The sequence below is a fragment of the Mobiluncus curtisii ATCC 43063 genome (assembly GCF_000196535.1).
Classification (GTDB): domain Bacteria; phylum Actinomycetota; class Actinomycetes; order Actinomycetales; family Actinomycetaceae; genus Mobiluncus; species Mobiluncus curtisii.
Genome location: NC_014246.1, coordinates 446,357 through 471,727 on the forward strand (window position 1 = coordinate 446,357; position 25,371 = coordinate 471,727).

The following is a 25,371-nucleotide window of genomic DNA, read 5'->3' on the forward strand; positions in this document are numbered from 1 at the left end:
CCTTGACAAAGATTTACGATAGTTCGAGTTAACTTTGGTGTTTTACGGACTTTCCCTTTTCAGTAAGCGGAAGGAACCTCACTCAAAAGGCTTCGGAAGGACGCCAAACGCAGCGCCAGTTCCGGGTGCTCATCCAACAGACAATCTGGGGCATCTGCGGCATGTGCACAGCCTCGCGGACAGTCCTGAGCTATCGCGTAAAGTTCTGTAAATCCGCGCAACAGTCCCGCCGCATCGACGTGCGCCAAGCCAAAGGAACGCACTCCGGGAGTGTCGATGAGCCACCCTTGTGAACCGATTGGTAAAGCAACCGCCGAGGTCGAAGTATGCCGCCCCTTGCCAGTTACTTCGTTCACTTCTCCGGTCGCCCGATTTGCGCCCGGCACCAGCGCATTCACCAAGGTAGATTTTCCGACCCCGGAGTGTCCCAACAGGACAGTGACTTCACCCTGCAACTGTTGGTGAAGTTCCTGTAACCGTGGGGCACAAGGTCGGGGCGCCAGGTGGGAGGGATGAGTTTCGACAGGCGAGGGCACCGGAGCGGTAGCTTCATAAAGGTTCCTGTTTAGGGTAAACACTTTAATGCCGACGGCTTCATAGTCTGCAATCAGCGCCGGGACGGAATCCAAATCTGTTTTTGTTACCGCCAGCAGTGGGGTGACTTTCGCGTCCAAAGCCGACACTATGGCGCGGTCAATCATGCCACGTTTCGGTTCCGGGTCACGGGCGGCAACCACAATTAGCATCTGGGTGGCGTTGGCGACGATGAGTTTTTCGCGCGCCCCGACCTCAGATTCGTCAAAGCTGCGACGCAGCACAGTTTGACGTTCCTCCAAGGTGACGATACGTGCCAAAGTATCGGGAGTGCCGGAGGTATCCCCCTCCAATCCGACCCAATCCCCCACGATGACACCCTTGCGTCCCAACGCTCGCGCCTTCACCGCTTGCACCATACAGTTGGCGCTAATTGCTACCGTGAACCGACCCCGGTCAACTGCCACAACCATTCCGGGCACAGCGTGTGCAAAGCTGGGACGTTTCTTGGTACGGGGGCGACTGCCTTTTCCCGGACGCACGTGTACTCGTGGATCATCCGTGCCAATGTCGCGGCGGCTCAAGAGGCTGCTCCCAACAGGCGTTCCCACATTGTTGTGAAATCAGGCAGGGTTTTGGTGGTGGCACCAATATCATCGATTTGTACCGGATAGTACAATCCGAGGAGCGCACCAAAAGTCGCTAACCGATGATCCTGATAGCTGTGCAGCAACAGCGGCTCCGCATCAATCGTCGGGGTATCACGCCACGAGGGAGTTACGGGTTTCCCGGTAATCACAAGGTCGTCCTCCGGGGTGATTTCACAAGAAATTCCGATTGCGGTGAGTTCGGCGCGCAGCGCCTCGAGACGATCTGTTTCATGTCCTCGCAGGTGATGCAGACCTCGGAGGTGAGAAGTTCCCTCCGCAAAAGCTGCCAGGGCTGCCACGGCGGGAACCAACTCCCCTACGGCACTCAAATCTGCGTCTAGCGGTTGTAACGGTCCTGGTCGGGAAACCGTCAGCACCCCGCAGTTCCACTCCACGCGCAGACCCATTAAGGGCAAAATTTGCAGCCACGCCGCCCCCGCCTGCATGGTTTTCGCCGGCCAAGCCGGAACAGAAATCCGCCCCCCGGCAATGCCCACCAGAGCTAAGAATGGTCCCGCATTGGACAAATCTGGCTCAATAAAGACATCCTGACCAAAGACCGGCTCTGAGACCACGTTCCAAAAGGGCTTACCATCATCGGATAAACCTTGTTCCACCGTAATCCCGTGCTGCGACAGACACTGCATGGTCATCTCAATATGTGGCAGTGAGGGCAATGCCACAGTTTTGGAACGAATGGTACAACCGTCGGGAAGCAGTGGTGCCGCCAGCAGCAGCGCCGAAATAAATTGCGAGGAGGCTGTGGCATCTACGGTAACTTCCGCGCCGAGGCGTTCCGCTGGAGGATAAATCGTATAGGGGAACACGTCCCCATCCGGGGACTCATACTCAATGCGGGCACCCAACTGGACCAGGGCATCCAAAAGGGGGCGCATCGGTCGAGCATTAGCTTGGGAATCAGCCACGAATCGCACCGCACGCCCCAATGCCACCGCCAAGGCGGGAATAAAACGCATGACGGTTCCAGCCAGACCGCAATCCACCGTAATGGGAGCCCCACCCGAGGGGCCGCCCGAAGCATCTTGTGCAGGAGCACCAGTCCACAGTTGTGGCAAAGGCTTAATTTGTACCGGTTGGTCCACGACTGGAGGCCACGGCGCAATAACTGCCCCCAACGAGCGTAGCGCTTGCACCATCAGGTCTGTATCTCGAGCAAACAGAACTCCCGTAAGATTAGCCTCAGCATCACCGATGGCGCTGAGCAACAATTCTCTGGCGCTCAAAGACTTTGAACCGGGCAACCGCACTGCACCAAAAACGGGACCACGCGCGCGGGGAGCCGACCAAACTGTTGCTTGCATAAGTTCAGCTTAATGGAAAAATCGCGCCGTTGACCGTTTCGCAGCGCGACACGGGATATGTTTAGAACATGAGTAGTCGCTGGGAAGATGATTTACAGTTAGCCCTGATTATGGCAGACCAGGTAGACGCCCTGACCACCAAGCGTTTCTTGGCTCCTGATTTGAAAGTCAGCGATAAACCGGATTTAACGCCGGTAACGGATGCGGATCAAGCTGCCGAAAAGCTCATCCGCAAGCATCTGTCGCATTCCCGGAGTCGGGACGCCGTCGTCGGTGAGGAAGAAGGCAGCACGGGGTTGGCATCCCGCAAATGGGTCATCGACCCGATTGACGGCACCTCGAATTTTCTGCGCGGAGTTCCGGTGTGGGCGACGCTAATTGGGCTGATGGAAGACGGCAAAATGGTGATGGGAGTGGTCAGCGCGCCCGCCCTAGGTTTTAGATGGTGGGCAGCAGCGGGCAGTGGAGCGTGGACCGGTCGGTCACGCACCTCCGCGCGTCAACTGCGAGTTTCGCGGATTTCTAACCTAAACCAGGCTTCTTTTTCCTACTCTCTCATTGGGGAATGGGCTGAGGCGCATCGTTTACGTGGCTTCATGAATCTCTCCCAACAGGTATGGCGGACTCGAGCCTACGGTGATTTTTGGTCTTATATGCTGCTGGCAGAAGGTGCCGTGGATGTCGCGGCGGAACCAGACTTGAATCTGTGGGATATGGGAGCTCTCTATCCCATCGTGACCGAAGCTGGCGGTAAATTCACGTCCCTCACCGGCGAGGATGGCGTGAATGGACCGGGGGCAGTAGTCACCAACGGACGTTTACATTCCCAAGTTTTACAGTATATTGGCTCAGAAACAGACTAACTGGCGAGGTCTTTACAACTCTTAAATTTTCGCTTGCGGGGTTACTCTTAAGCTGGAGTCATGAAGTTTATACATACCTCTGATTGGCATCTCGGTCGGGACTTTATGAACTATGACCTGGCCCCCTACCAGGACGACTTCCTGGGACAGATTCTGGCGCAAATTGCAGCCCACCGTCCCGATGCGGTGCTGATTTCTGGCGATGTATTGGACAAGCCAAATCCAGGAGACGCCGATTTGGACAAGCTATCGGACTTCCTGAATCAAGCCCGGAGAATGACTCGAGTCATTCTCATCGCGGGTAATCACGATGGAGCTTCCCGGCTCGGTTTTGCCAAGGGATTCACTCTGCCGGAAGTCAATATCGTGACGAAAGCTGCCCAGGTCGGTACCGCCATCGAAATTCCGCGACCTGATGGTGAACTCGGCGCACTGGTCTATCCCATCCCCTACCTGTATCCGTACCAGGATCGCACGGAACTATCCACGTGGGTCGATACTGACGGGGTTCGTCATCTCGATGACGCGTTAGACCCACCCCCCAGCGAGGACGACCCAGATCCGGTGTTTCCGGGGAAACCGGAGGCACTTTTTGCGGCAGCGTTGCGCCGTATCGCACGTGACTTACACCGGAGAGACACAGACGTCCCGGTTCTCGCGATGGCTCATGACTTCCTGTCACCGGTGAGGGAAATGGAACCGTTAGGGAATCTCTCTCCCATTCCGGTTTCCCTACTGGACGATCTCGCCGGTGGTCTGAAAGGAGGTCGGGGCATTGACTATCTAGCCCTGGGGCACATTCATCAGGCATTTCAGTTGTCAGGCACCAACGTTGCGGCGTGGTATGCGGGTTCTCCCCTCCCGTATCGAGTCAGTGAGCACAACGTGAAAGGCACCCTTTTGGTCCAGATTGACCCGAATCATCAGGTCGAGGTCCAGCGGTTAGCCTTGGAACTACCCTATGAAGTAAAACAATTGGAAGGCAGCATCGAGGATCTCACGAACCCGGCAGACCCCCGCTACCAACGCTGGCATCACGCCTTTTGCAGCATTAACCTGACCGAAACCATCTTGCCACCTAACGCCTACAACCGACTCAAAGCAGTTTTCCCTCGGATGCTGACCCTCACCCATCGCCAGGATTCTCTCCCGGAGACATTGTCATCTGGCACGGAATTCCGGGAGCTTTCCGAGCTAGAAATCGCCACGGAGTTCCTGCGTACCTGCGGCATCGATACGGAGGAAGACCTCGCCTTACTGAGAAAACTATTTGAAAACACTTTTGAGGGGAGCGCGAAATGAAATTCCACAGACTTACTCTCGAAGGGGTAGGAAGTTTTTATGAGCGCACCACCCTGGATCTGGACACACTGGCGGAATCGGGACTGTTCTTAATTACAGGCAAAACCGGTTCGGGAAAGTCCACCATCCTGGATGGGATTGTCTACGCTCTGTATGGGGATGTAGCCGGCGAGAGGGAATCCACGACGGATCGCATCCTCTCCTACTACTGGGATAAGGACTACCCCCCCGAGGTCGTGCTGGTGTTCTCCGCCCATGACAAGTTTTATGAGCTGCAACGCACGGTGACATTTACGAAGCCAGGTCGAAAGACTCCCGTTCCATCCATAGCCCAGCTGAAAGTGTCAGATACCTCGGTTTTCACCAAAGTTACCGAGCCTATAGCGACCGGCAAAGACGTAACGAAGATGGTAGTGGAAATCCTCGGTTTAGAGAAATCACATTTTCTCCAGACGGTCATACTTCCCCAAGGTCAGATTCAACAGTTCCTGACCGCCGGAGCGGGGCAGCGGCATGAGGTTTTATCCAATCTTTTCGGGGCGTCAAACTTTATCGCTCTAGAAAAAGCCGCTAAGGAACGCGCTTCTCAAGGGAAAGAAACCACCGCAGAGTACACCAGGCGTCTCGACGAACTTCTCACTACCGCGTACGCAGATCTCTCTAATATCGAAATTGCGGGCGAAAACGAAACCGCCTGGCACGACACTCTGGAAGAATTTGCGGCAGCAAAAGACGCAGCAGCACAATCGATTTCCGCCCTGGATCGAGCCGGGCAGCCCCTCTTTGCTAGCGCCACAAAAATTTTGTGTTCTGAGACCGCTCAGAGTAAAGACGCCGCTGAACAAGCTCAGGAGCATTACCTTGCGGCACAGACGGAACTTACGAAAGCGGAAACTGAGCAGCGTGTCATCCTGGAGGCGCGACAGATGGCAGACAAACTCAGCCAGCTCACTGCAAAGACCACCGAAATTGAACAGCTGGATCAACGCAACCAGAAAGCTCTGCACGCTAACGCCGTCATAGACGCCGATGATGCAGCGCAGGAACCTTATCAATCGGCTCGTCACCAACGCGCCAACATTCTGGACACTTTGGCACAGCTGGTAGACAATGATACAGATCTAGCCAGATTTAGAGACCGAGTATCCGCACTTTCGGACACAGATTTACAAAACTGGCTGGAAGACGCGGACTTCAGCCCCCATTTGGCTGACTTGCGTGATGAGATTAGCGCGGAGGTTAACGCCAGCCAAAAGAAACTAGAAACCATAAAAGCCAATCTCAGCCTGCAGCGTGAGAAGACCACCGCTGCCCACAGCAAAGAATCGAAGTTAGAGTCTCTGCATAATCAAATGCATCAGCTGGCTGACAACGCTAAAACTACCAAAGCGACGTTGGACCAAAAACGCCAGAGTTTGAGAGAACAGAAATCGCTCGCAGACGGGTTGGTCAGCCGGCAGACAGAACTCGCAAACGTCCAGGAACTCCACGAATGGGCAAAATCGGCTGAAAAGTTAACCACGGAACTCAAAGCTGCCCAGGAAAACGTAGCTTCTCTACAAGCACATTACGACCAGGCACAAGAAAACGCCGCATCAGTGTTACGAAAATGGTCCAGTACTGCGGCATCTCGCTTAGCCGCACGCTTGAAAGACGGGGAATCTTGTCCGGTCTGCGGTTCCCGAAATCACCCGCATCCCGCAGCCGAAACGACGAATCAGACGACTTTTCAAGACTATGAAGCAGCTGTCAGAGACGCCAAAAAAGCCCAAGACCGCCTGACTCACGGGAACGAAACAAAGACCGAGATTAACACCAAATTGCAGACAGCTACGGATCAGCTCCAAGGTCGGGACGTAGAGTCCCTCGCTGCTGACCTAGCTGTGGCAACGCAGGCTCTAGCCGCAGCTACCGCAGCGAGCGAGCAAGTACCCCAGTTGGAGGAGACAATCGCCGCACTGGAAGAATCACGAGAACGCAATCAAACCGAACGTGAAATTCTCATTCAGCAAGAAGCCGGATTAAGCACGGAGATTAAAAATCTTCACGCGGATATTCAGGAGCTTGCTGACAAAATTCAAGCGGAATTGGCAGCTTTTAATCCAGATTCTGACCCGAAAGACTTGTTAGAGACGAACCAGCTCAGTCTGGACACGGTCAAACAGCTCTCCAAGTTTTATGATTCCTGGCTAGCAATTCGCCAAGAATGGATTATCTCCCACGCCGCGCTGTGCAAATCTTTGACCGATCACGGTTTCGAGTCAGTAGCCGAGGCACAGACCTACGCCAAGTCTCGCCAACAACTTGAGACTGACCAAGAAACAGTCACTTCTCACCACAAAGCAGTCGCTGATTTGCGCGCGAAACTGGATACCGATGCGTATCGAGACAAAGCTGCCGCCACTATTCCCGACCTGGAGAGCCTGCGGGCTGCCGTCGCTACCGGTGAACAGGAGTATCGCTCCCTCACCCAAAGAACAGCAGCTATGGACAGATCTCACGAGAATTTGTGCAGACTACAGGAAAAGTACGCACAAACTAAACAGGAATGGGACACAAAAGTCTCAGAGATTGCCGGATATGAACGCTTATCGCAAGTGCTCAATGGGGATAATGCAAAGAAAACTACTTTAAGCGCTTACTACTTGAGTAAACGGCTGGGACAGGTGATTTTCGTAGCTAACCAGTTGATTTCTGACGTTTCCGGAGGATACTACCAAATCCGACACAACGACCAGTATGAAGCGGATCGCAACCAGAAATATCACGGACTGGGCATTGAGATGTACAACGGCGCTGAAGACCAGGTAGTCCCGCCAAAATCTCTGTCCGGTGGAGAAAAATTTTATTGTTCACTCGCTATCGCCATGGCTCTCTCCGAGGTCGTCCAAAGGGAAAGGGGCGGCATCACCCTGGAAAATATTTTCATTGATGAAGGTTTCGGATCTCTGGACAACGACACTCGAGAGGCGGTCATGTCCGCGCTGCATCATCTGCAGCAAGACGGGGGACGCTGCGTGGGAATCATCTCGCATGTCAGCGAACTGCAGGGGGAAATTCCCCTCCAGGTGCAAGTGCGAAACTACCAGAGCGGAAATACCACAGAGCTAAAACCGGGCGGGACCCGCAAGATTGGCTCCTACCTCCAAATCAACGGTTTGGATACGTTTTAGCTCAAACCCAGGAATTCACGCAGAATCTCAAGCTCGGAACCATCGAACCACAGTAATTCTGGAAACTCCAGTTCTGGGGAGGGCTCTCCCGCCTCGGTCGCGCCCTCTGCCTGCCCTGCGCGCAGTTGTACCAGTTTCGCTACTTCTGCGATAGCCGCCGGTTCATCTACATGATAAGACACCACTTCAGAATACTGAACCGGTCGAGTCAAGATATATGATCCACCGCATTTCGAGGGGCAGGATTGCAGGTCAGTACCGGCGACCTCCGCCACGGCTACTACCCGGAGGGGACGGGGACTGTCGACTTGCGCATCCAAAGATTTCAACGCCGCGGCGTGTAAAGCCTCATCCTCCGCCACTTCCCGATCCTCCCCACGCAACTCACCGGGGGCAGGAAAACCGGCAGCCACGCACCACGCCTCATCCACAACGGTGACCGGCGAGCCTTCCCAAGTTTTGCCCTGCAGACATGCCGGGCTAAGCGCGATGTAGGCACGAATGTTTTTCAGTTGTTGGGGCACGCTACTCATTTTTTATATTCTTTCTGTTCACCGCGTTTAAACTTCCACAGTTTGTTTTCCCCCGGTCTGTTTCGTCTCGAACCGCGTCGGGGCAGCAAACCAAGTTGTTTAAAGATTTCGTTTTGCACCCTTTCTAAGTCTTCCAGTACCCCAGCACGCGGATTTACTGTCATCACGTCACAAGCAGCTATCAGAGCACGGTCAAAATCTTCTCCAGCTTCCCGCACCACTGCCACCGGTAGGTTCGGAACTGAAGCTGCTACCACGTTAACTATGGAATTGCGCCAGTTTGCTCCGCCTACGGAGGCCCGTCCGCGATTCACTACTGCCAAGGTAGGGCAGTTCCACAGTTCCTGTTCACGAGCCCAATTGTGATTAACCAGCAGCCGGCGAATGCCCACCGGATCAGCCAGACCGACCTCCACCACCAGGTCAGCAACGTCAAGAGCTCCCAGGGTAGCCCCGTAACGGGTTGGTCCCATTGCTGCCAGCAAATCTGACTGGTCGTCGGTCCCGCTCGCCAAATCCACCAGAATCCAGCGATAGTTAATCCGAGCCATCTCTAAAAGTGCTGACAACGCGTGCTGTCCAACTTCACGCCAACGTTCCGCTTTGGTCAACCCGGTTAACAAGTCAACCCCGAAACCCACGCGATTCACCAGCTGTGGAAAGCTTTCGGGCTTTAGCTTTCCTTGTTCCGCTAAACGACATCCAGTCACCACCCCAGAGGTGTCCAAGGCTATCCCCAGCATCTGCACCAGGGATGACTCCACGGTATCGGCATCGACCAGTAGTACTCGACCATAGTTACGTAAACGCGAAGCAATATTCAAAGCCAATGTAGACTTTCCGGGCGCCCCCACCGGACCCCAAAAAGCGATTATTTGCCCTATTGAGCCTGCCATTTCCGCATTATCGTTGCTGAATTCCTCACGCGGATTGGGAGGTGGCGGAGGCATCAGAATAGACATCATCTGGCTCAGCAGACGTGCCGCCTCGCTCTGTTCAAGTTCTTCCACCCGCGGATCCGCTTTAGCTAAAACTGAAATCCCTCCGCAGCTGTTCAACTGATCCACGTCTTCCAGCGGGGCAAAGGCAATAACCGCAACGTTTTCAGCGGTGAGTTCCTGGACGGTGGCTCCTTCCAGTTCTAGCATCTCGGTATCCACCGCTACCAGTTGTACCAAATGCGCCTTGGCTATCGATAGCAGCTCCGTGGCATCCCGGCAACGCCGGATGACTTGCAGGGGCAGAGAATCTGATTCAATGGTGCGGATGATGTCCGCTTCCAAATCCGGATGCAGGCAGGTCGCTACCCCAATAAAACTCATGATGCCACCGGTATCGCCATCAAGGGGGTTTTCGTACCGACAGCAGCGAGGATAGGTGACAAATCTTCCTCCGGTACGCTTATTTCCACATTCATTTGGTTTTTCGAACCGAGAGCTGTTTCTGACTTCTTCTCAGCCAGAAACACGGCTTTATCTGCTAATTTTTGAGCATTTTCCAGCGGAGCATCCGACTCGAAAGTGCTGGCAGATTTTTCATCCGGGAGTTTCCAGATTTCGAGGTAATCACCCTTCTTTACGCTGCTTGGCAGGGGTGCGGCGAGATTGAGAACAATCCGTTTGCGGAAGGGCTCAGTTTGGCTCAGCGATGCTTTGGGAATCAGTTGTCCTCCGGCAATAGTTTGGACGACCACGCTGCCTTCTTGCATCTCGCCTTCGCGCAGGTACTGACCCGCTGCTCTACCTGGATTAGCGGAAATAACCTCAATATCACCAGACTGCACGGTATGCCCCGCAACGAGGGTTGTTTTTGCCACCAGGTAACCCTCCAAGTGGCTGGTCACACGCACTGTCACAATGACCAGGATTACAGCTAGTATCATCAGGGCTACCCCCAGTACGGTACGCCGATTCAAGTATTGAGATTTACTTGATATTTCCGAACCGATGGGCATACGAGACCTCCCTGAAATCTCCTCATAGGCTTTATACCATTAAAATATAGAAGCATAGGACTAGTTTTGTCGTGGTTTTATGGTATTTGATATACCATGAGTACATGGGATATAATTTTTTCACTATTGCTGACGTTGCTGACATGTTAAAGGTTTCTCAGGGCGCAGTACGCAACCTCATAAATAACGGGGAACTCAAAGCAATCCAGATTGGCGGGCGCGGTCTCTGGCGCATTGAGGAGTCTGCAATGGAGGAATACATTAAAGGACAATATGCCCAAAGCGAGGAAAAAATTGCTTCCGGCGCAGCCTTGGTGGAGTAACCCCCTTTTCATCGTAGCCCGCGCGTTTAACCAGTTCTCAGGCTATACACGCGGGCTAAAAATTTATTTTCAGCAGCATCCCTCAACGGGGGCAGGAAACATAGAGCAACGCTGCGAGAGCAATAGCCTCACGGCGTCCATGATCGACAACATCCACGAAATCCGCACCAACCCGTTCGATATATCCCTTCAAAGTTTGGTTTCGGGTAGTGAATTGAATTTCGCGGCGGGTAGCAGCAAACTCCCGCAGCTTCACCGTGCCGGGGATTCTTGATTCCACCAAGGTCGGCCATTGCGGCGCAGGTCCCAAGCCAGAAACAACTTCGATAGCCCGCTGCCAAATGAATATATCCATGCGTAACAAACGTAAAATCAGCCAACTTGCGGCAGCTTCGGCAACTTTTCCACGCAGCGATTCTCCGTTGATGAGCTGAATCTCTACCGCAGCGTCCACACTAGCTAGTAAACGACCGGAAAGCGTCACCTCCGTAGCGTCTGCTGCCGCTAACTCAGTCGCTTCAACTTGGCGCTGCGCCCGCAGTTTCGCCGCAAAATCAGCTGCAAGGTCATCCAGAAATTCGTCATGCTCCACGCTCCCCAGTCTAGCTCACCCACTTTGGCTACAACAGCAAAGCGTACTACAAGGTATCAGAAATGCGGCAAAACTATCCTAAAGCGTCAGATATTGACAAACTAACAAACAGCACCCTATGATAATGAATCAAACATCACCAAATATACGATAACCAAACTGAAACCACTACAAAAAGGAAAAACTATGAAAACCGCACTTCTTGAACCTAACATGACGGAAGCTAACACCACTCCCCCGGTGACTCTTCCTCCCGACGATGCCACACCCCAGATCGGGCTCTCCAGGACCCGCCCTTCTGACGTCCCCACCCCGCCGACCACCACCCGCGTCACCGTAAATCTGCTGCTGGAAACTGAACGGGGATTCCAACAGGAGGTCAAGCGCCAGGGACCTGCCTCAGATGACCTGCAGCGCACCGCCACGATAGCGACAAACCCACGCCCCCAACCGGTGCTGGGACCTGCCTGGAAACGCCGTCAGGTCGCTAAATCATCCGTACGGAGTTTAGTCCGGGCGACTTACGCCCAAAGAGGTCAGACAGCACAAATTTTGACGACGTATCACCAAGCGGAAGCAACCGAGCACCCCGGTACCGTTCCGGCTCGCGAGCTCCCCACAAAATCCGTCCGGAGATCTCCAGTTGAGGACGTCCAACATTCTCCGCGCGTCTGGGCTGCGCAGATGGCTCGATGCGGCCTGGAAATCATCGAGGGCACTCGCCCGTTATCCCAAATGACTCGCTGGGCATCACCGCAGGCGTATCGTTACCTCGAACAGCGACGCAACGCTATCGTTTCTAAACAAAAGCCACAGCCCGGACTGACCGGAAAAACACGCCGAGTTTCACCGGTCAGAGTGCTCAGTGCTCACAGCCGGGCGACCTCTGCCACGACTCACGAGGCGGTTATCGTGCTCAATGATGGACAGCGAACTCGCGCCGCCGCGCTAACCTTAGAAAATCATGGCGAACAGTGGATGATTGCCGCGATTCGCCTGGGCTAACTAAAGTGGCTCAGCCCCGCCGTTTTGCTGCACGACGCTGCGCCCGGTTACCCTGCGGGGCTTCTTCCACAGAGCCATCGCTGGAGTATGAAATCTGAGTATTCATCGCCTGGTGACCGGTATCTCCCATCACCGTGCGATTAGCTGATACCGATTTCAGACCGGCTCTGCGCCCGGATTTCTTAAAGTTACGGGCTTTCTTTTTTGCCGCGCTCTTAGAGATAGGCGCATCATTATCCGGCGTGGCTTCTTCCGTTGTCTCCGCGGGACTTTCGCCGTTCTCATCAGTTTCCTGTGCTGCAGTTTCAGCGCGCTGCATGGCGTCAACAAAAGCCTTGACATACCCGAACACGTTCTGGACGGTTTCTTCCTTAATGCGTCCCGTCATCGCGCTGAACATGAGGTAACCCTCGGTCTTATATTCCACCAGGGGGTTGCGCTGCCCCATCGCCCGCAGACCGATACCTTCTTTCAAGTAATCCATTTCGTACAGATGCTCGCGCCAGAGCCGGTCGACCACCGAAAGCAAGACCCGACGCTCCAGTTCTTTCATGGGTTCATCACCCAACTGCGCCTGAGCGATGGGATTTTCTGCCAAAGACTTAGCGGCTAGCTCATATTGCAGCTTAGCATCGTCAACTAACTGTTCCGTAATGAAATCAGTGGTCAGAGCGGATTTACCGCCCACGGCGTTTTCCAAGTCTTCCACCGAAAGTGACACTGGATACAGATTCTTTAGCCCCGCCCACAGGGTCTTCAAATCCCAATCGCTGACGTCGGGAAGGTCCGTGGCCTGCGCAACCGCATCGGCAATCGTGCCCTCAATAAAGGAGTCAACCGTAGCCGAAAGGTCCTCCCCGCGCAGCACTCGTCCCCGCTCTCCATAGATGGTCTCGCGCTGCTCAGTCATCACATCGTCATACTTCAAAACGTTCTTGCGGATTTCCGCATTGCGTCCCTCCACCTGGGTTTGCGCTGAACGAATCGCGCCGGAAACCATCTTAAACTCCAGCGGGATATCTTCGGGCAGTCCCGAACGCATCATGTTGCCCAGCCAGCCCTGGTTAGCAAAACGCATCAATTCGTCTTCCATCGACAGATAGAAACGGGAACGACCGGGGTCACCTTGACGCCCCGCACGACCGCGCAGCTGGTTGTCGATACGGCGTGATTCATGGCGTTCCGTACCCAAGACATAAAGCCCACCCAGTTCCACGACTTCGTCGTGTTCCTGAGCCACCTTGGCTTTAGCTTCTTGCAGAGCCTGGGGCCAAGCAGCTTCGTATTCCTCAGAGTTTTCTTCCGGATCCAAACCACGATCTTTCAAAGTTTGTACCGCCAGGAACTCGGCGTTACCGCCCAGCATAATATCGGTACCGCGCCCAGCCATGTTGGTCGCGACCGTAACCTGACCTTTCCGCCCCGCCATCGCTACGACCGCAGCTTCACGTTCGTGCTGTTTTGCATTGAGGACCTGGTGCGGAATCTTCCGCTGGTTCAGCAGGTGAGAGAGGTATTCAGATTTCTCTACCGAGGTGGTACCGACCAGTACGGGCTGACCGCGGTGATAGTTTTCTTCGATGTCCTCGACGACCGCGTTAAATTTCGCTTCGGCAGTTTTATACACCAGGTCGTCTTTGTCCTCACGAATCATGGGTTTGTGCGTGGGGATGGGCACCACACCCATCTTGTAAACGTCATTAAATTCAGCAGCCTCAGTCTCAGCGGTACCGGTCATGCCGGCACGAGAGCCTTTCGGATAGAGACGCACGTAGTTTTGCAGGGTAATCGTGGCTAAGGTCTGGTTTTCTGCCTTAATCTCCACGCCTTCTTTGGCTTCAATCGCCTGGTGCATCCCTTCGTTGTAGCGCCTTCCCGGCAGAACACGCCCGGTGTGCTCATCGACGATTAGCACTTCACCTTCCGGGGTCACGATGTAGTCTTTGTCCAGTTTGAACAGTTCTTTAGCTTTGATAGCGTTATTCAAAAATCCAATCAAGGGTGTGTTGGCAACTTCGTAAAGGTTGTCGATACCCAGGTAGTCCTCGACTTTGTCAATGCCCGGTTCCAGGACCCCCACGGTACGCTTCTTTTGATCCACCTCGTAATCCTCGCCGGGGTGCAGATCCTGGACAATCTTGGCGAAATCCGTGTACCAGTGGTTGACGTCACCCTGCGCCGGACCGGAAATAATCAGAGGGGTACGGGCTTCGTCAATCAGGATGGAGTCCACCTCGTCGACGATGATGTAGTTGTGTTCCCGCTGCACCAAGTCTTCCACTCGCTGCGCCATATTGTCTCGCAGGTAGTCGAAACCGAACTCGTTGTTGGTGCCGTAGGTGATGTCGCAGTTGTACTGTTTCCGGCGTTCTTCCGGATCCATCTGAGCCATGATGATACCGGTGCTCAGCCCCAAGTAACGGTACACACGTCCCATCAGCTCACCCTGGTAAGACGCCAGGTAGTCGTTCACCGTGACGACGTGGACACCTTTGCCGCTCAATGCCCGCAGGTAGCACGGCAGCGTAGCTACCAAGGTCTTGCCTTCACCAGTTTTCATTTCGGCAATGTTGCCCCAGTGTAAGGCGGCCCCGCCCATAATCTGTTCGCGGAAGTGACGCAGTCCGAGTACCCGATCGGAGGCTTCCCGAACCGTGGCGAAGGCTTCAATCATGATGTCATCGAGTTTCTCGCCCTCTTCGAGACGTTGTTTGAACTCGTCGGTCTTCGCTTTCAGTTCACTCTCGCTCAACTCGCGGTATTCGTCTTCAAGCCGATCCACCGCGTCAGCTACTTTCACCAGTTTTTTGAGGACTTTACCTTCACCGATGCGCATGAACTTATCAAGTAAGGACACGTTTTGCCTTCCTTTTCAGGTCTATGGGATGGCCTTAGGGGGCTATCCATTGAGGTCAACAGCTTTTTATCCACGTTTGCCAGGAAATTGACCTGAACGCGATGACTCAGCCGTGACCATTTTAGTTGAAAGCGCCTATCTTCGCGAAAGCGACGACAAAACTTCGGTTCCCGATGACAGACACCGTGACCAATCGGAAATTAAATAAAGACGGGTCCTAGGACAGCGCCCCAGGACCCAGTCTTAACTTAGTCGTTTTGCGTGCAGGTCGCGTTCAAGCGAATCACGCCATAAGTCCAACCTTTTCGATGGTAAACCACCGCCGGCTGCGCAGTCTCCGAATCTATAAACAGGTAGAACGGGTGACCCACCAATTCCATCTCGTCCAGGGCTTCTTCGACGCTCATAGCCCGGCTCTCATGCAGCTTTTCGCGCACGATGACAGGGGAATCACCCAACTGTTCCTCACGTGATTCACCGAGTTTCAAGGGCGGTTTCGCGGCAGGAGCCTCGCTTGCCTCCGGAATCTGCACATCCAGTTCTACATCCGGCGGAATCTCATACTTACGGTGATCCTTGGCACGATCCCGAGCCCGGCGCAAACGTTCAAACAGTTTTCCGGCAGCGATATCCACGGCAGCGTAGCGGTCTGACGAAGATGCCTCCGCTCGCACCACCGGCCCTTTGCCCAGAACAGTCAGTTCGATGCGTTCGGCAGTATCAGCTTGTCGCGGATTTTTTTCATGCGTCAGTTCCACATCGACACGCTGCGTGCGGGGCGCTAGCTGCTCCACCTTTGCTATTTTTTCTTCGATGTATTCCCGAAAGTCCGGGTGAATTTCAGCATTACGTGCTTTCACGGTGATTTCCATGATGGCCTCCTTAGGGCTATGAATTTTGAGTTCCAACTATCAGTTGCTGGGACGGAGTGTTCGGTTCTCACCTCTTTCTAACGCAGGCACACTCCAGTGTGTCACCTGCGATTTTTGCATGTACTTTTATTTTAGAACACACTGCAAGGACCTGCAGGATTTCCACTTATTTTTCAAAATTCTGCGTACCTGATACGGGCGTTTCGCGGCGCGATGAAGCGAAAACTAGCCCCGCAAGGACGGTAGCGTCTAAACCGGACAAAACCCTAATCATTTCCCTCAACGTCGCTCCGGTGGCACTGACATCATCGATAATCAGCAGGTCCTTACCGGCAAGTTCACGTTTCGCCACTACCGTGCTGCCCCGAACCTGCATTTTGCCGTGCCGATTCAAGTTACGAGCCTCCCACCCCAGACCGGCTTGAGTTGTGGAGCCCGTCGCCAGTTCCAGGATCTCTAGCACGGATGCCTGACGGCACAGCCCCGCGGCGACCAATCCGCGCGCCGCACCTTGGGCAAAGGCTGCGGCAACTTCAGACGGGTCTTGCAGATGGGTGGAAGGCGCCGGAACGACGAACATTTCCCCCCGGATTGTACCGCCTGTTCCAAATTTGCCCGTATCGAGCAAGTTCTCCGACCTCAGCCCCTGCACCGCCGACTGACCCGCCGCCTTGAAATACGCGCGCAAATCCCGCCGTTTGTCGTGCTTACCGGTCAAAACTACCCGCCGCATCGGACCGTCATATTTTGCGATGGCAAATACTGGAACATCCGTTACATTATCGTCGTCCTCGCTGATTTGCAGGGGGAAAGGGCATCCCAGCATCTGCGCCAGACAGGTGTCGCAGATTTCTTCATCCCAAGCCCCGCAGCCCACACATTCCGTAGGCAGCAATACCTTTCCCAGCTCTCCTGCAGCGTCCCAGATACCCGAAAAGTCCACCATAGCGTGTTTCCTGCAGCGCTATCCGGGATAGCTTGGGTCAGAGACACCGTCAAGGACTTGCTGCCAGTTTCTCCCGGAACGCTTATACAAATCGCCACCCGAGGTAATCAAATAAATCTGATTTTCCTCCTCACCAGCAGCCAAATCCACCGCGTTCTTAACCCCCGGCAAAGACGAAATAGGTCCGAATAGCGGAGCAATTCGAACGGCAGTGTTATCTCCAGAGCCGGTCAGCAGCACCAAGGAATCCCCTTGTAGCCACGCGATTGCGGGAACAACCTCATTTCCGGTCTGCAGCGCTACCGGCGCGGAAAATGATTTGGGAGCCCCCGAAGCGTCCCTGATTACCACCGCGACGCTAACGATGTCAGCCTGACCGACGTGGCGCACGAAAGCAACCCGCGTTCCGTCAGGGCTGACGGTAAAAGTATGAACGGGGTCTCCGCTTTCCCACGGCACTTCCAAATTCACCCTGGCTCCATCGGGACGCAGCGCAATCAGATGGTGCAAATCCGCCGTGTCCAGGGTCCAAATCCAACCGTTTCGGTCGATGGAAGCAGCCAGCAGTTCTCGACCGCTATACAGCTGCGTCACTGTACCGTGCCCCCACATATACAGTCGACGATAGCTGGAATCTGTAAATACGATTTCATTGCCCGCAGTAGAGATAGCCGGATTCGTGATGACTCCGGAACCCACCGCCCCGGCAGGGACCAGGACCTCGGTAGCTCCGGCGTTGAGACGCACCACATTACCGTCTTTAACCATGATGGGGAATTGTGGTGTGGTGCTCTGCGTGATTGGATTCGTATTCTCCAGGGGAACCTTGCCAACACTCAAACTGACAGTAGAAATTCCCGAAACATCTCGCAGGGTTGATTCCATCTGCCAGTACGCCAAGTTAATCGTGGTGGGATCGTTGAGAGGATCCGTGACATTTAGAGACACATTAGCAACCCCATCAAAGACATCCACCGCGCCTCCTGCCAAAGTACTGCCGGCAGGGAAAGCGGAACGAACCGCCCCTTTAAACGGGTCTTGCGGTCCTGCCAAGAGGGCATTGACCAGGTAGGTCGGCAGCCGGCGGCGCGGATACCAACGTAAATCTGGGACCAGGGCTCCTGCATCGTTAGTGAGGAAATACACTGGAGCCGAAGCGTAAATCGAGCTGAAAGCCGACTGCGACAGCATCACCCCGTCCTCCAGAGCCGCGATACGCCACTGGTTATCGGCAGGCTTCACGAGGGAAAACACGGTACGAACCTTTTCGGCGGCTCCCGCCACGGTATAGTTTCCATTTTCGTCGACACTTCCAAGCGCGCGGGCGGTGACTTCGACCGAGCCATCTCCCAGTTCACGAGTTTCCAGTGCAGAATCCGTATCAAAAATTTCAACTTGGGCATCGGGGCGCCAATCCATCGCGGCTTTGGGAGCCAGGAAGGAACGTGCCACGGTAAAGTCATCGGAGTATCCCGCCGAACAGGCACGAATGAAACCGGTCACGATTTGTTCCACGGTTGCATTAGGGACCGGTCCGGGGGCACTCAAACCCAGAAGCGGTTGGTTCGCACCGACTCGCACTTTAGAATCATTGACGGGACCGGCAGTTGGTAACGTAGCGCAGCCGACCAGGCTGAGGGCACATATTGCCACCAGAACAGCGCGCCACCACCGGGTTCGATATTCACTTAGCATGGTTGCACCTCCCCGTTGTTCCCAAGGTCGTCCGTCACGTTCATGGGCGCGTTAGCCTTTTCCGGCGTGGATTGGGGGGGAACGTAACTATCCAAGGTCGGTTCGACATAGTCAGTAATATCCAGAGGTGAAGGACCAAGTTCCATGTCATGCCGCCGCGGCAAAGTCAGCAGGAAAGATGAGCCGTAACCGGTCTTGCCCCAGGCTTGCAGGGTCCCTCCGGACAGGCGGGCATCCTCCAGAGAAATGGCCAACCCCAATCCGGTCCCCCCCGTGGTCCGCGCTCGTGCTGGATCTGCACGATAGAAACGGTCAAACACGCGACTAGTTACCTCCGGAGACATCCCCACCCCGTGATCAGAAACCCGCAGCGCGACGGCGGTTTCACTGGAATCGGTAGTAATTATCACGGGATTTCCTTCAGAGTGCTCAATGGCGTTAACCAGCAAATTACGCACGATACGGGTCACTCGGCGGGTATCAAGCTCGGCTGCGCAGGGATATTTTGGCGGGTTAAAGATGACTCGGCAGCCCACTTTTTCAGCCAAAGTGGCGTTGTCCTCCACCACTTGCGCGACAAGTTTATTCAGGTCCACTATCTCAAAATCAAGCCGGGCAGACCCGGAGTCGATACGCGAAATTTCGAGCAAATCCGCCAGCATGGCATCGAAGCGTTCAATCTGATCATGCAACAGTTCCGCGCTTCTCAAAGCGGCAGGGTCGAGTTCTTCACGAGCATCATAAATAACGTCATCGGCGATTCGCATGGTAGTCAGCGGGGTGCGCAGTTCGTGGGACACATCGGAGACAAAACGCTGCTGCAGCCGGGACATTTGCCCCAAAGTATCAATCTTGGATTGCAGGGAATTCGCCATTTTGTTAAAAGAATCAGCTAGCTGCGCGGTTTCATCCTGACCTTGGGAGAGTACTCGCGCATTCAAATCCCCAGCTGCCAAACGTTCTGCGGTGCGCACCGTGCGACGCACCGGCACCAGCACGGAATAAACCACCACCCAGGTCATCCCTGCCACCAGCACCAGAACAGCGAGACCGCCACCGCCTAAAACCCCCATCACCAGGTTTATTGCCGCCTGTTCGTCAGCTAGGGAATACACCAGGTAGAGCTCGTGAGCCCCCGCGAGGGGCAGGCTTACGGCGGTCCCCACCGCAATACCGGGATGCCGTTTGCCTTGCGCGTCCGTAATCTCAATGGACTGCCAATGCTGACCGGTCTTTTGCTGTACCGCTTGACGCAGTTGGGAAGTAATGACTTCCCGCATGTTCTGGGTAGCGATTTCGTTAATTACGAAGGAGGAAGTTTCGCTGGGGTTACGCAAAATTAGCACCGCTGGAGCACTGGATCCTGACGTGAGCGTAGAGATGGAAGTGACCACATCCTGAGCGAGAGACTGTACCTGTTCCACAGTCGAAGCCGGAGCCTGATCGAAACGATTTTGCGCTGCCCGTGCTTGGGTAGCAGCTTCCTCTAAGACCTGATTCAGTCGCTCTTGAAAGATACCGTTTTTGATGGCAGTAGAAGCGTAAATCCCTACTGCGAACAGAATCACCAGTGTGGCGACCAGCATGATGATCGCCATCCGCAGCGCCAACGAGCGCCGCAATCGTTTCGGCACCCACGTAGATTGATTAAATCCAATCAAATAGCGGGTGGCGCTGCCTAAGAATTGCGAGATTCTGCGCTGCCGGCGCGTCCGCCGAAACGTCGTGTATTGCGAGGAACTCACTGAGGTTCAGTCCCAATCCGATAGCCCACGCCGCGGACTGTAAGAACCACAGTAGGATTATCCGGGTCAAGTTCGACCTTGGCGCGTAGCCTCTGGACGTGTACGTTCACCAGGCGCGTGTCGGAGGCATGACGCAACCCCCAGACCTGTTCCAACAATTCTTCGCGGGAAAAGACGCGCCCTGGCTTTGTGGCTAGCGCCACCAACAAGTCATACTCCAGAGGAGTGAGGTTCAAGGGCTTTCCCCCTCGACTCACCTCGTGAGAAGCGAGGTTAATTTCCACCCCCGCAGCTTTCAAGACGTCATGTTCAGCTGCATCCAGGTTGCGCAACCTAGCAGCGACCCGTGCCAATAACTCCTTAGGCTTGAAAGGCTTGGGAATGTAATCATCCGCTCCCGCTTCCAACCCTGCCACTACGTCGGTAGTGTCCGATTTTGCGGTCAGCATGATGATGGGCACATTAGAGAACTCGCGGATTCGGCGGCAAATCTCGATACCGTCCATACCCGGCAGCATCAAATCGAGAAGCAGCAAATCAGGTTCGACTTCCCGAAACTTATCCACGGCTTTTGCACCGTCGGCACAAAAACTTGGTTCATAGGCGGATGATTCCAGAATAATGCCAATCATCTCGCTCAGGGCTTGGTCATCATCTACTACCAGGATTTTTGCACTCATACCCCTATTTTGACACGATTTAGCAATTTGCGGGGAAGCCGCAGCGAAGCTCGGCATTAAAAGGGTTTTTCGGTTTGAACGAGCGCATCTGCGCCTCATCGTGGCAATATTAAGTGAACGAGCTATAGGAAAGGCGCCATGAGCAACAATACTTACTCCCCCCAAGACACTCCTCCCGGAAGTAATTCCGGCGAAACTGCCCCGGCACCGGGTCAGGTCAGCCCAATATCTCCTGAGTCTTCGTTTGTGCCCCCGACCCCGCCTACCCCCGGTAGTTTCCAGACTGGTTCGTGGACACTAACCCCTGAGGACAGCACCAGCAAACCGCCGTCTTTCCCAAATCCTCTTCCGACCCCAGACCCTGCCGCGGCTGCCCCACAGACCTCCGCTCCCAACTTTGGAACGAACAGTACAAACGCTATGAACAGCACCAACGGTGCCGGATTCGACCCCTATGGTTTGAACTATCAACAGGTTCAGCCCGGAATTATTCCGCTGCGCCCGCTAAAACTTGGCGATATTTATAACGGCGCTTTCTCTGCAATCCGTCAGGCCCCCGCTGTCATGTTCGGTCTGGTTTTGGCTCTCTGGGCGGTGCTCGGAGGGTTGACGGGAGCGCTGCTTCATCTCCTCACTCCCGACCTCAATACCTACATGGCTAACGACTTCAATCTTGACAGCACGGACGCCCCGATGGACGGTTTGCTGGAATTTACGGAATCAACGATGCTCATAGGCGTCATCACCAGCCTGCTCCAGATGTTTATCGTCTTTATGACCTTGGGGATTTGCGTGGCTGGACTGGGGCCGTTGGTTTTGGGACGCCGCCCCTCGGTAGCTGATGTGTGGCAAACTTTGAAAGGTCACGTCTGGGGCATCGTTGGCTATTCTCTGTTGCTCATCTTGGGGTCAGTCGTGTTGCTGGGGCTGGGTCTGCTCCCGCTGGGTGGGTTTTTCCTGATTAACATCAAAGATGTCGGGGCATCTCTGGGCTTACTGGGTCTGACTTTTCTCACTCTCATAGCCGTCGCTGTATTTTCCGCCTGGCTCTATATCAAGCTAGTTTTCGCTATCCCCACTGCCGTCATGGAAGATATTGGCATCATCCCGGCATTGAAGCGCTCTTGGAAGCTGACCAAAGGCAGCTTCTGGAAGATTTTTGGCGTCATCTTGCTCACTTCCCTGATCGTTTCATTCCTAGCCAACGGATTGAATGTTGTAATCAGCCTGATTATCTCCGCGTCAATGATGGTCAGTCAGAATTTCTCGGCACTAATGACTCTCTCCGCCGTCTTAAGCACCATCATTACTGGACTGGCGATGCCGTTCTATGGGGCAGTTTTAGGTCTGCTCTACATTGATACGCGAATGCGTCGCGAGGGTCTGGCGGTAAGCCTGCTCCAGGCGGCTCAACAGGGCTAATTAACGACACTGCGGAAAGGACTTTCGGGTAGGGATGCTGAACATTTCAACGCAACTGGGGAGCTTGTGGCTCCATCATGTTGATTTGTCCAGCCTAGTTTTGGCGGACGTATCAGACCGGGAGGGGCGCGACACGCTCGAAGAGGAACTGTCCAAACCGGTTTACCAGGAACGCCCCTCCCTTCTGAAAAAAATCCTAGAGTGGTTTGCCGACACTTTTTCTTCCACCAGCGTCAATCCCGTCCTGCCTTCCTGGCTGTGGCTAATTGCCGCTTTGGTAGTGGCGCTGCTGGTCATCATCATCATGATTTTGTTCACTGGAAACTGGAAGTTCGGGGAGCAAATCAAGCCCACTCTCGCCGACGAGGCTGCGGTTTTCGAGGATAACCGCAGCGCGGTGCAATACTTGGCGGCAGCACAAAATGCCCTCGCCCGCGGGGACTACTCCACGGCTTTCCTGGAGCAATTCCGTCACCTGTTGCGTCTTTGCGAAGCCAATGAACTGCTGGTAATCACTCCCGGACTCACCGCCGGTGAAGGCAGCACCGCCCTCAGTCAGGCAGTTCCTGCAGAATCAGAAGAATTGGCTTGGGCAGCCAACGTATTTAATGCCTTGCGGTATGGGCGTCGAAAATCGGACACTGCCCAAGTACAAAGGCTTATTTCCCTAGATTCTCGGCTGGAGTCTTTCGTTTCAAATCGTTCCCACGTCCGCGGTGACGCCACCGATACACCGCAGGAAGCCCTGGTAACGGCGGGAGGTACTGCCTGATGAGCAGCGCGACCCCGCCTACTGCCACTCCACGTATCTCGGAAGCGATTTTTCGGAGTCGTTGGGTTATCGGCGGTCTGATATTGTTGGCAGTTTTTTCTTTCCTCAGCGCGGTGCTGCGTGCCCCCACTGATGATGTCGATTTGTCCATCCGCAACCCGAAAGGCAGCGGGGCGATGGCTCTGGCTGAAGTGCTGCGCCACCGGGGAGTCATGGTCAAAGACGTCTATTCAATGCGAGACTTGGATAACTTCACTTCCAAAGACACCGTCGTAATCACCAACACCAATGAGATTGACGACGTCGCCCTGCGAGAGATTCTGCACACTCCCACGAACCTGTTGATTATAGGAACTTTGGCGCAAGGTAAACGTTTCGATCCCTATGTGCAATCCGTACCGGCAGGAACTCCCGACGGAATCGAGGCTCAATGCGATTTCCCCGGCGCGAAAGCAGCCCAGACGATTTCCTCTACCCGCGGTTCGCTGCGCCCTTTGCGCCAGCCCGAAGCTGCATGTTTTCCGGTACAAGATAACGCTTTTGCCTACGTATCGTTTAAGCGTCCTGAGGGATTCCACTTAGCTTTGCTGTCTGAGGACAGCCTGGCACGCAACGACACTATCGCCTCTGCCGGTAATGCCGCTTTGCTGTTGAATCTGTTGGGTTCCAGTCCCCAGGTTGGTTGGGTCAACGGCACCACATTCCAGCAGGGTTCTGACCAAAACGGTAAGGATCAGCCTCTGTTACCCGATTTCTTCCTCATTGCCCTAGTGTATTTATTCGTGGCGGCTTTCGTGTTTACGTTGGCACAAGGGCGTCGCTTGGGTCGCGTGGTTCCCGAAGAGTTACCGGTGGTGGTGCACGGTGCCGAGGCGGTTTACGGTCGGGGGCATCTCTACGAAAAGTCTGGAGCGGTAGCGGCGGCTGCCCACAAGGCGCGGGAATACACGGCTCGACGCATAGGCTCAGCTCTACACATTCCGACCCCGACGACTCCCCCGGTAATGGTGCGGGAAGTGTCTCGCTACACCGGAATTGCCGAGTCACAGATTCACGAACTGCTCTATGGCGAGGTTCCCACTACCGCCCGCGGGTTGGGGAACCTAATGCACGACCTTTATCTCCTGACTAAATTAAATCCGCGAAAGGAAAGCTAAATGGATATGCAAGATCCGACTTTGCGCAAGCTCATCGCGTTGCGTACCGAAATCAACAAGGTGGTGAAAGGCCAGGATGCGGTGGTAACCGGGCTGGTAATCGCGTTGTTGGCGGAAGGGCATGTGCTCCTGGAAGGTGTCCCCGGTGTTGCCAAGACCCTGCTGGTGCGAGCTTTGGCGAAATCGCTGGACCTGAGCCACAAACGGGTGCAATTCACTCCGGATTTGATGCCGGGCGATTTGACCGGTTCGCTGATTTTTAATGCCAAAGAGTCATCGTTCACCTTCCGGGAAGGTCCCGTGTTTACGAACTTGCTGCTGGCGGATGAGATTAACCGCACCCCTCCGAAAACTCAAGCTGCCTTGTTGGAAGCTATGGAGGAACACCAAGTCACCGCTGACGGAGTGAGTCGTCCGCTGCCTAAACCTTTCACGGTAATCGCGACCCAGAACCCGGTGGAATACGAAGGTACCTATCCCCTGCCTGAAGCTCAGCTCGACCGATTCTTGCTGAAACTCGATGTTCCTCTGCCGACGCGGGAAACTGAGCTGGAGGTATTGCAGCTACATTTGAGCGGTTTCAACACTCGTGACCTCGATGCAGCGGGAGTGAACGTAGCTGCCAACGCAGCGGACATCGCAGCGGCTCGTCACGCCGTCAAGGACGTTAAAGCCAGCAGTGAAGTGTTGGGCTATATCGTCGACTTGGTGCGCGCCACTCGCTCTTTACCCCAGGTCGAGTTGGGGGTGTCACCCCGTGGCGCGACGGCCCTGCTATCAACTTCACGGGCTTGGGCATGGCTGTCCGGACGCGACTACGTCACCCCGGACGACGTAAAGTCCCTGGTCTTGCCCACGTTCCGACACCGTCTCCGGCTGCGTCCCGAATCTGAAATGGAAGGGGTCAACGCCAAGACCGTCTTGGATAGTGTCCTGGCCACCACCCCGGTGCCTCGCTAAACGCGACGCAATCC

21 protein-coding genes are annotated in these 25,371 nt (G+C 54.7%); 9 read left to right on the forward strand and 12 right to left on the reverse strand.

Annotation, left to right across the window (positions count from 1 at the left end; genetic code table 11):
* Positions 1-59 precede the first annotated feature (59 nt).
* Together rsgA and aroA are read right to left on the reverse strand one after the other, a co-directional pair.
* Positions 60-1,118, reverse strand: a complete 1,059-nt coding sequence (rsgA, locus tag HMPREF0573_RS01910; RefSeq protein ID WP_041797879.1) for a ribosome small subunit-dependent GTPase A — start codon at positions 1,116-1,118, stop codon at positions 60-62.
* Positions 1,115-2,506 (reverse strand): 3-phosphoshikimate 1-carboxyvinyltransferase, encoded by a 1,392-nt coding sequence (aroA, locus tag HMPREF0573_RS01915; RefSeq protein ID WP_013188742.1) that lies wholly within the window; start codon positions 2,504-2,506, stop codon positions 1,115-1,117. Before aroA ends, rsgA begins: the two co-directional genes overlap by 4 nt.
* Positions 2,507-2,574: 68 nt before the next feature.
* On the opposite strand from aroA, the gene HMPREF0573_RS01920 reads away from it, so the two are divergent.
* The 3 genes from HMPREF0573_RS01920 to HMPREF0573_RS01930 are packed head-to-tail and all read left to right on the forward strand — an operon-like array spanning position 2,575 to position 7,844.
* Entirely contained in the window at positions 2,575-3,369 is a 795-nt protein-coding gene (locus tag HMPREF0573_RS01920) for an inositol monophosphatase family protein (RefSeq protein ID WP_004008400.1), read from the forward strand.
* Positions 3,370-3,429: 60 nt separating this feature from the next.
* Positions 3,430-4,671 (forward strand): exonuclease SbcCD subunit D, encoded by a 1,242-nt coding sequence (locus HMPREF0573_RS01925; protein ID WP_004008401.1) that lies wholly within the window; start codon positions 3,430-3,432, stop codon positions 4,669-4,671.
* Entirely contained in the window at positions 4,668-7,844 is a 3,177-nt protein-coding gene (locus HMPREF0573_RS01930; RefSeq protein ID WP_013188743.1) for an AAA family ATPase, read from the forward strand. The genes HMPREF0573_RS01925 and HMPREF0573_RS01930 overlap by 4 nt, the downstream gene beginning before the upstream one ends.
* Here HMPREF0573_RS01930 and HMPREF0573_RS01935 read toward each other — a convergent pair.
* The 3 genes from HMPREF0573_RS01935 to HMPREF0573_RS01945 are packed head-to-tail and all read right to left on the reverse strand — an operon-like array spanning position 7,841 to position 10,331.
* Complete coding sequence (locus HMPREF0573_RS01935) at positions 7,841-8,377, reverse strand: DUF6912 family protein (protein WP_004008403.1); 537 nt, start codon at positions 8,375-8,377, stop codon at positions 7,841-7,843. The two genes, HMPREF0573_RS01930 and HMPREF0573_RS01935, sit on opposite strands and share 4 nt — an antisense overlap.
* Positions 8,374-9,699, reverse strand: coding sequence for a CpaE/TadZ family protein (locus tag HMPREF0573_RS01940; RefSeq protein WP_013188744.1), 1,326 nt, complete (start codon positions 9,697-9,699; stop codon positions 8,374-8,376). The genes HMPREF0573_RS01935 and HMPREF0573_RS01940 overlap by 4 nt, the downstream gene beginning before the upstream one ends.
* Positions 9,696-10,331: an SAF domain-containing protein gene (locus HMPREF0573_RS01945; RefSeq protein ID WP_013188745.1), complete on the reverse strand. Its 636-nt coding sequence runs from the start codon at positions 10,329-10,331 to the stop codon at positions 9,696-9,698. Before HMPREF0573_RS01945 ends, HMPREF0573_RS01940 begins: the two co-directional genes overlap by 4 nt.
* A 104-nt stretch (positions 10,332-10,435) precedes the next feature.
* On the opposite strand from HMPREF0573_RS01945, the gene HMPREF0573_RS01950 reads away from it, so the two are divergent.
* A complete protein-coding gene (locus HMPREF0573_RS01950; RefSeq protein WP_004008406.1) occupies positions 10,436-10,654 on the forward strand; it encodes a helix-turn-helix domain-containing protein in 219 nt (72 codons plus the stop codon).
* Between the two features lie 82 nt (positions 10,655-10,736).
* Here HMPREF0573_RS01950 and HMPREF0573_RS01955 read toward each other — a convergent pair whose 3' ends face one another.
* Positions 10,737-11,246, reverse strand: a complete 510-nt coding sequence (locus HMPREF0573_RS01955; protein ID WP_004008407.1) for a hypothetical protein — start codon at positions 11,244-11,246, stop codon at positions 10,737-10,739.
* Positions 11,247-11,432: 186 nt separating this feature from the next.
* On the opposite strand from HMPREF0573_RS01955, the gene HMPREF0573_RS01960 reads away from it, so the two are divergent.
* Entirely contained in the window at positions 11,433-12,251 is an 819-nt protein-coding gene (locus HMPREF0573_RS01960; protein ID WP_004008408.1) for an Rv3235 family protein, read from the forward strand.
* 10 nt (positions 12,252-12,261) lie between these two features.
* Here the strand turns inward: HMPREF0573_RS01960 and secA are convergent, their stop codons facing one another.
* The 6 genes from secA to mtrA form a co-directional block, all read right to left on the reverse strand.
* Complete coding sequence (gene secA, locus HMPREF0573_RS01965; protein WP_041797880.1) at positions 12,262-15,108, reverse strand: preprotein translocase subunit SecA; 2,847 nt, start codon at positions 15,106-15,108, stop codon at positions 12,262-12,264.
* A 248-nt stretch (positions 15,109-15,356) separates the two neighbouring features.
* Positions 15,357-15,980 carry a ribosome hibernation-promoting factor, HPF/YfiA family gene (hpf, locus tag HMPREF0573_RS01970; protein WP_041797882.1) on the reverse strand — a complete coding sequence of 208 codons (624 nt, stop codon included), beginning with the start codon at positions 15,978-15,980 and terminating at the stop codon, positions 15,357-15,359.
* Between the two features lie 166 nt (positions 15,981-16,146).
* Entirely contained in the window at positions 16,147-16,926 is a 780-nt protein-coding gene (locus tag HMPREF0573_RS01975) for a ComF family protein (protein ID WP_013188748.1), read from the reverse strand.
* Between the two features lie 18 nt (positions 16,927-16,944).
* The gene (locus tag HMPREF0573_RS01980; RefSeq protein ID WP_004010281.1) at positions 16,945-18,621 is read right to left on the reverse strand and encodes an LpqB family beta-propeller domain-containing protein; all 1,677 of its coding nucleotides are present in this window, start codon (positions 18,619-18,621) and stop codon (positions 16,945-16,947) included.
* Positions 18,615-20,282 (reverse strand): MtrAB system histidine kinase MtrB, encoded by a 1,668-nt coding sequence (gene mtrB / locus HMPREF0573_RS01985; RefSeq protein ID WP_004008413.1) that lies wholly within the window; start codon positions 20,280-20,282, stop codon positions 18,615-18,617. The genes HMPREF0573_RS01980 and mtrB overlap by 7 nt, the downstream gene beginning before the upstream one ends.
* A gap of 80 nt (positions 20,283-20,362) precedes the next feature.
* Positions 20,363-21,046 carry an MtrAB system response regulator MtrA gene (mtrA, locus tag HMPREF0573_RS01990; RefSeq protein ID WP_013188750.1) on the reverse strand — a complete coding sequence of 228 codons (684 nt, stop codon included), beginning with the start codon at positions 21,044-21,046 and terminating at the stop codon, positions 20,363-20,365.
* A 138-nt stretch (positions 21,047-21,184) separates the two neighbouring features.
* Between mtrA and HMPREF0573_RS01995 the strand changes: the two genes are divergently transcribed.
* From HMPREF0573_RS01995 to HMPREF0573_RS02010, 4 genes are read left to right on the forward strand one after another with little or no spacing between them, the layout of a single operon-like run.
* Complete coding sequence (locus tag HMPREF0573_RS01995) at positions 21,185-22,468, forward strand: membrane protein (protein ID WP_013188751.1); 1,284 nt, start codon at positions 21,185-21,187, stop codon at positions 22,466-22,468.
* 34 nt (positions 22,469-22,502) lie between these two features.
* Entirely contained in the window at positions 22,503-23,240 is a 738-nt protein-coding gene (locus tag HMPREF0573_RS02000; protein WP_004008416.1) for a DUF4129 domain-containing protein, read from the forward strand.
* Entirely contained in the window at positions 23,240-24,397 is a 1,158-nt protein-coding gene (locus HMPREF0573_RS02005; RefSeq protein ID WP_004008417.1) for a DUF4350 domain-containing protein, read from the forward strand. Before HMPREF0573_RS02000 ends, HMPREF0573_RS02005 begins: the two co-directional genes overlap by 1 nt.
* Positions 24,398-25,357 carry an AAA family ATPase gene (locus tag HMPREF0573_RS02010; RefSeq protein ID WP_004008418.1) on the forward strand — a complete coding sequence of 320 codons (960 nt, stop codon included), beginning with the start codon at positions 24,398-24,400 and terminating at the stop codon, positions 25,355-25,357. It abuts the gene before it with no gap.
* Positions 25,358-25,371 lie beyond the last annotated feature (14 nt).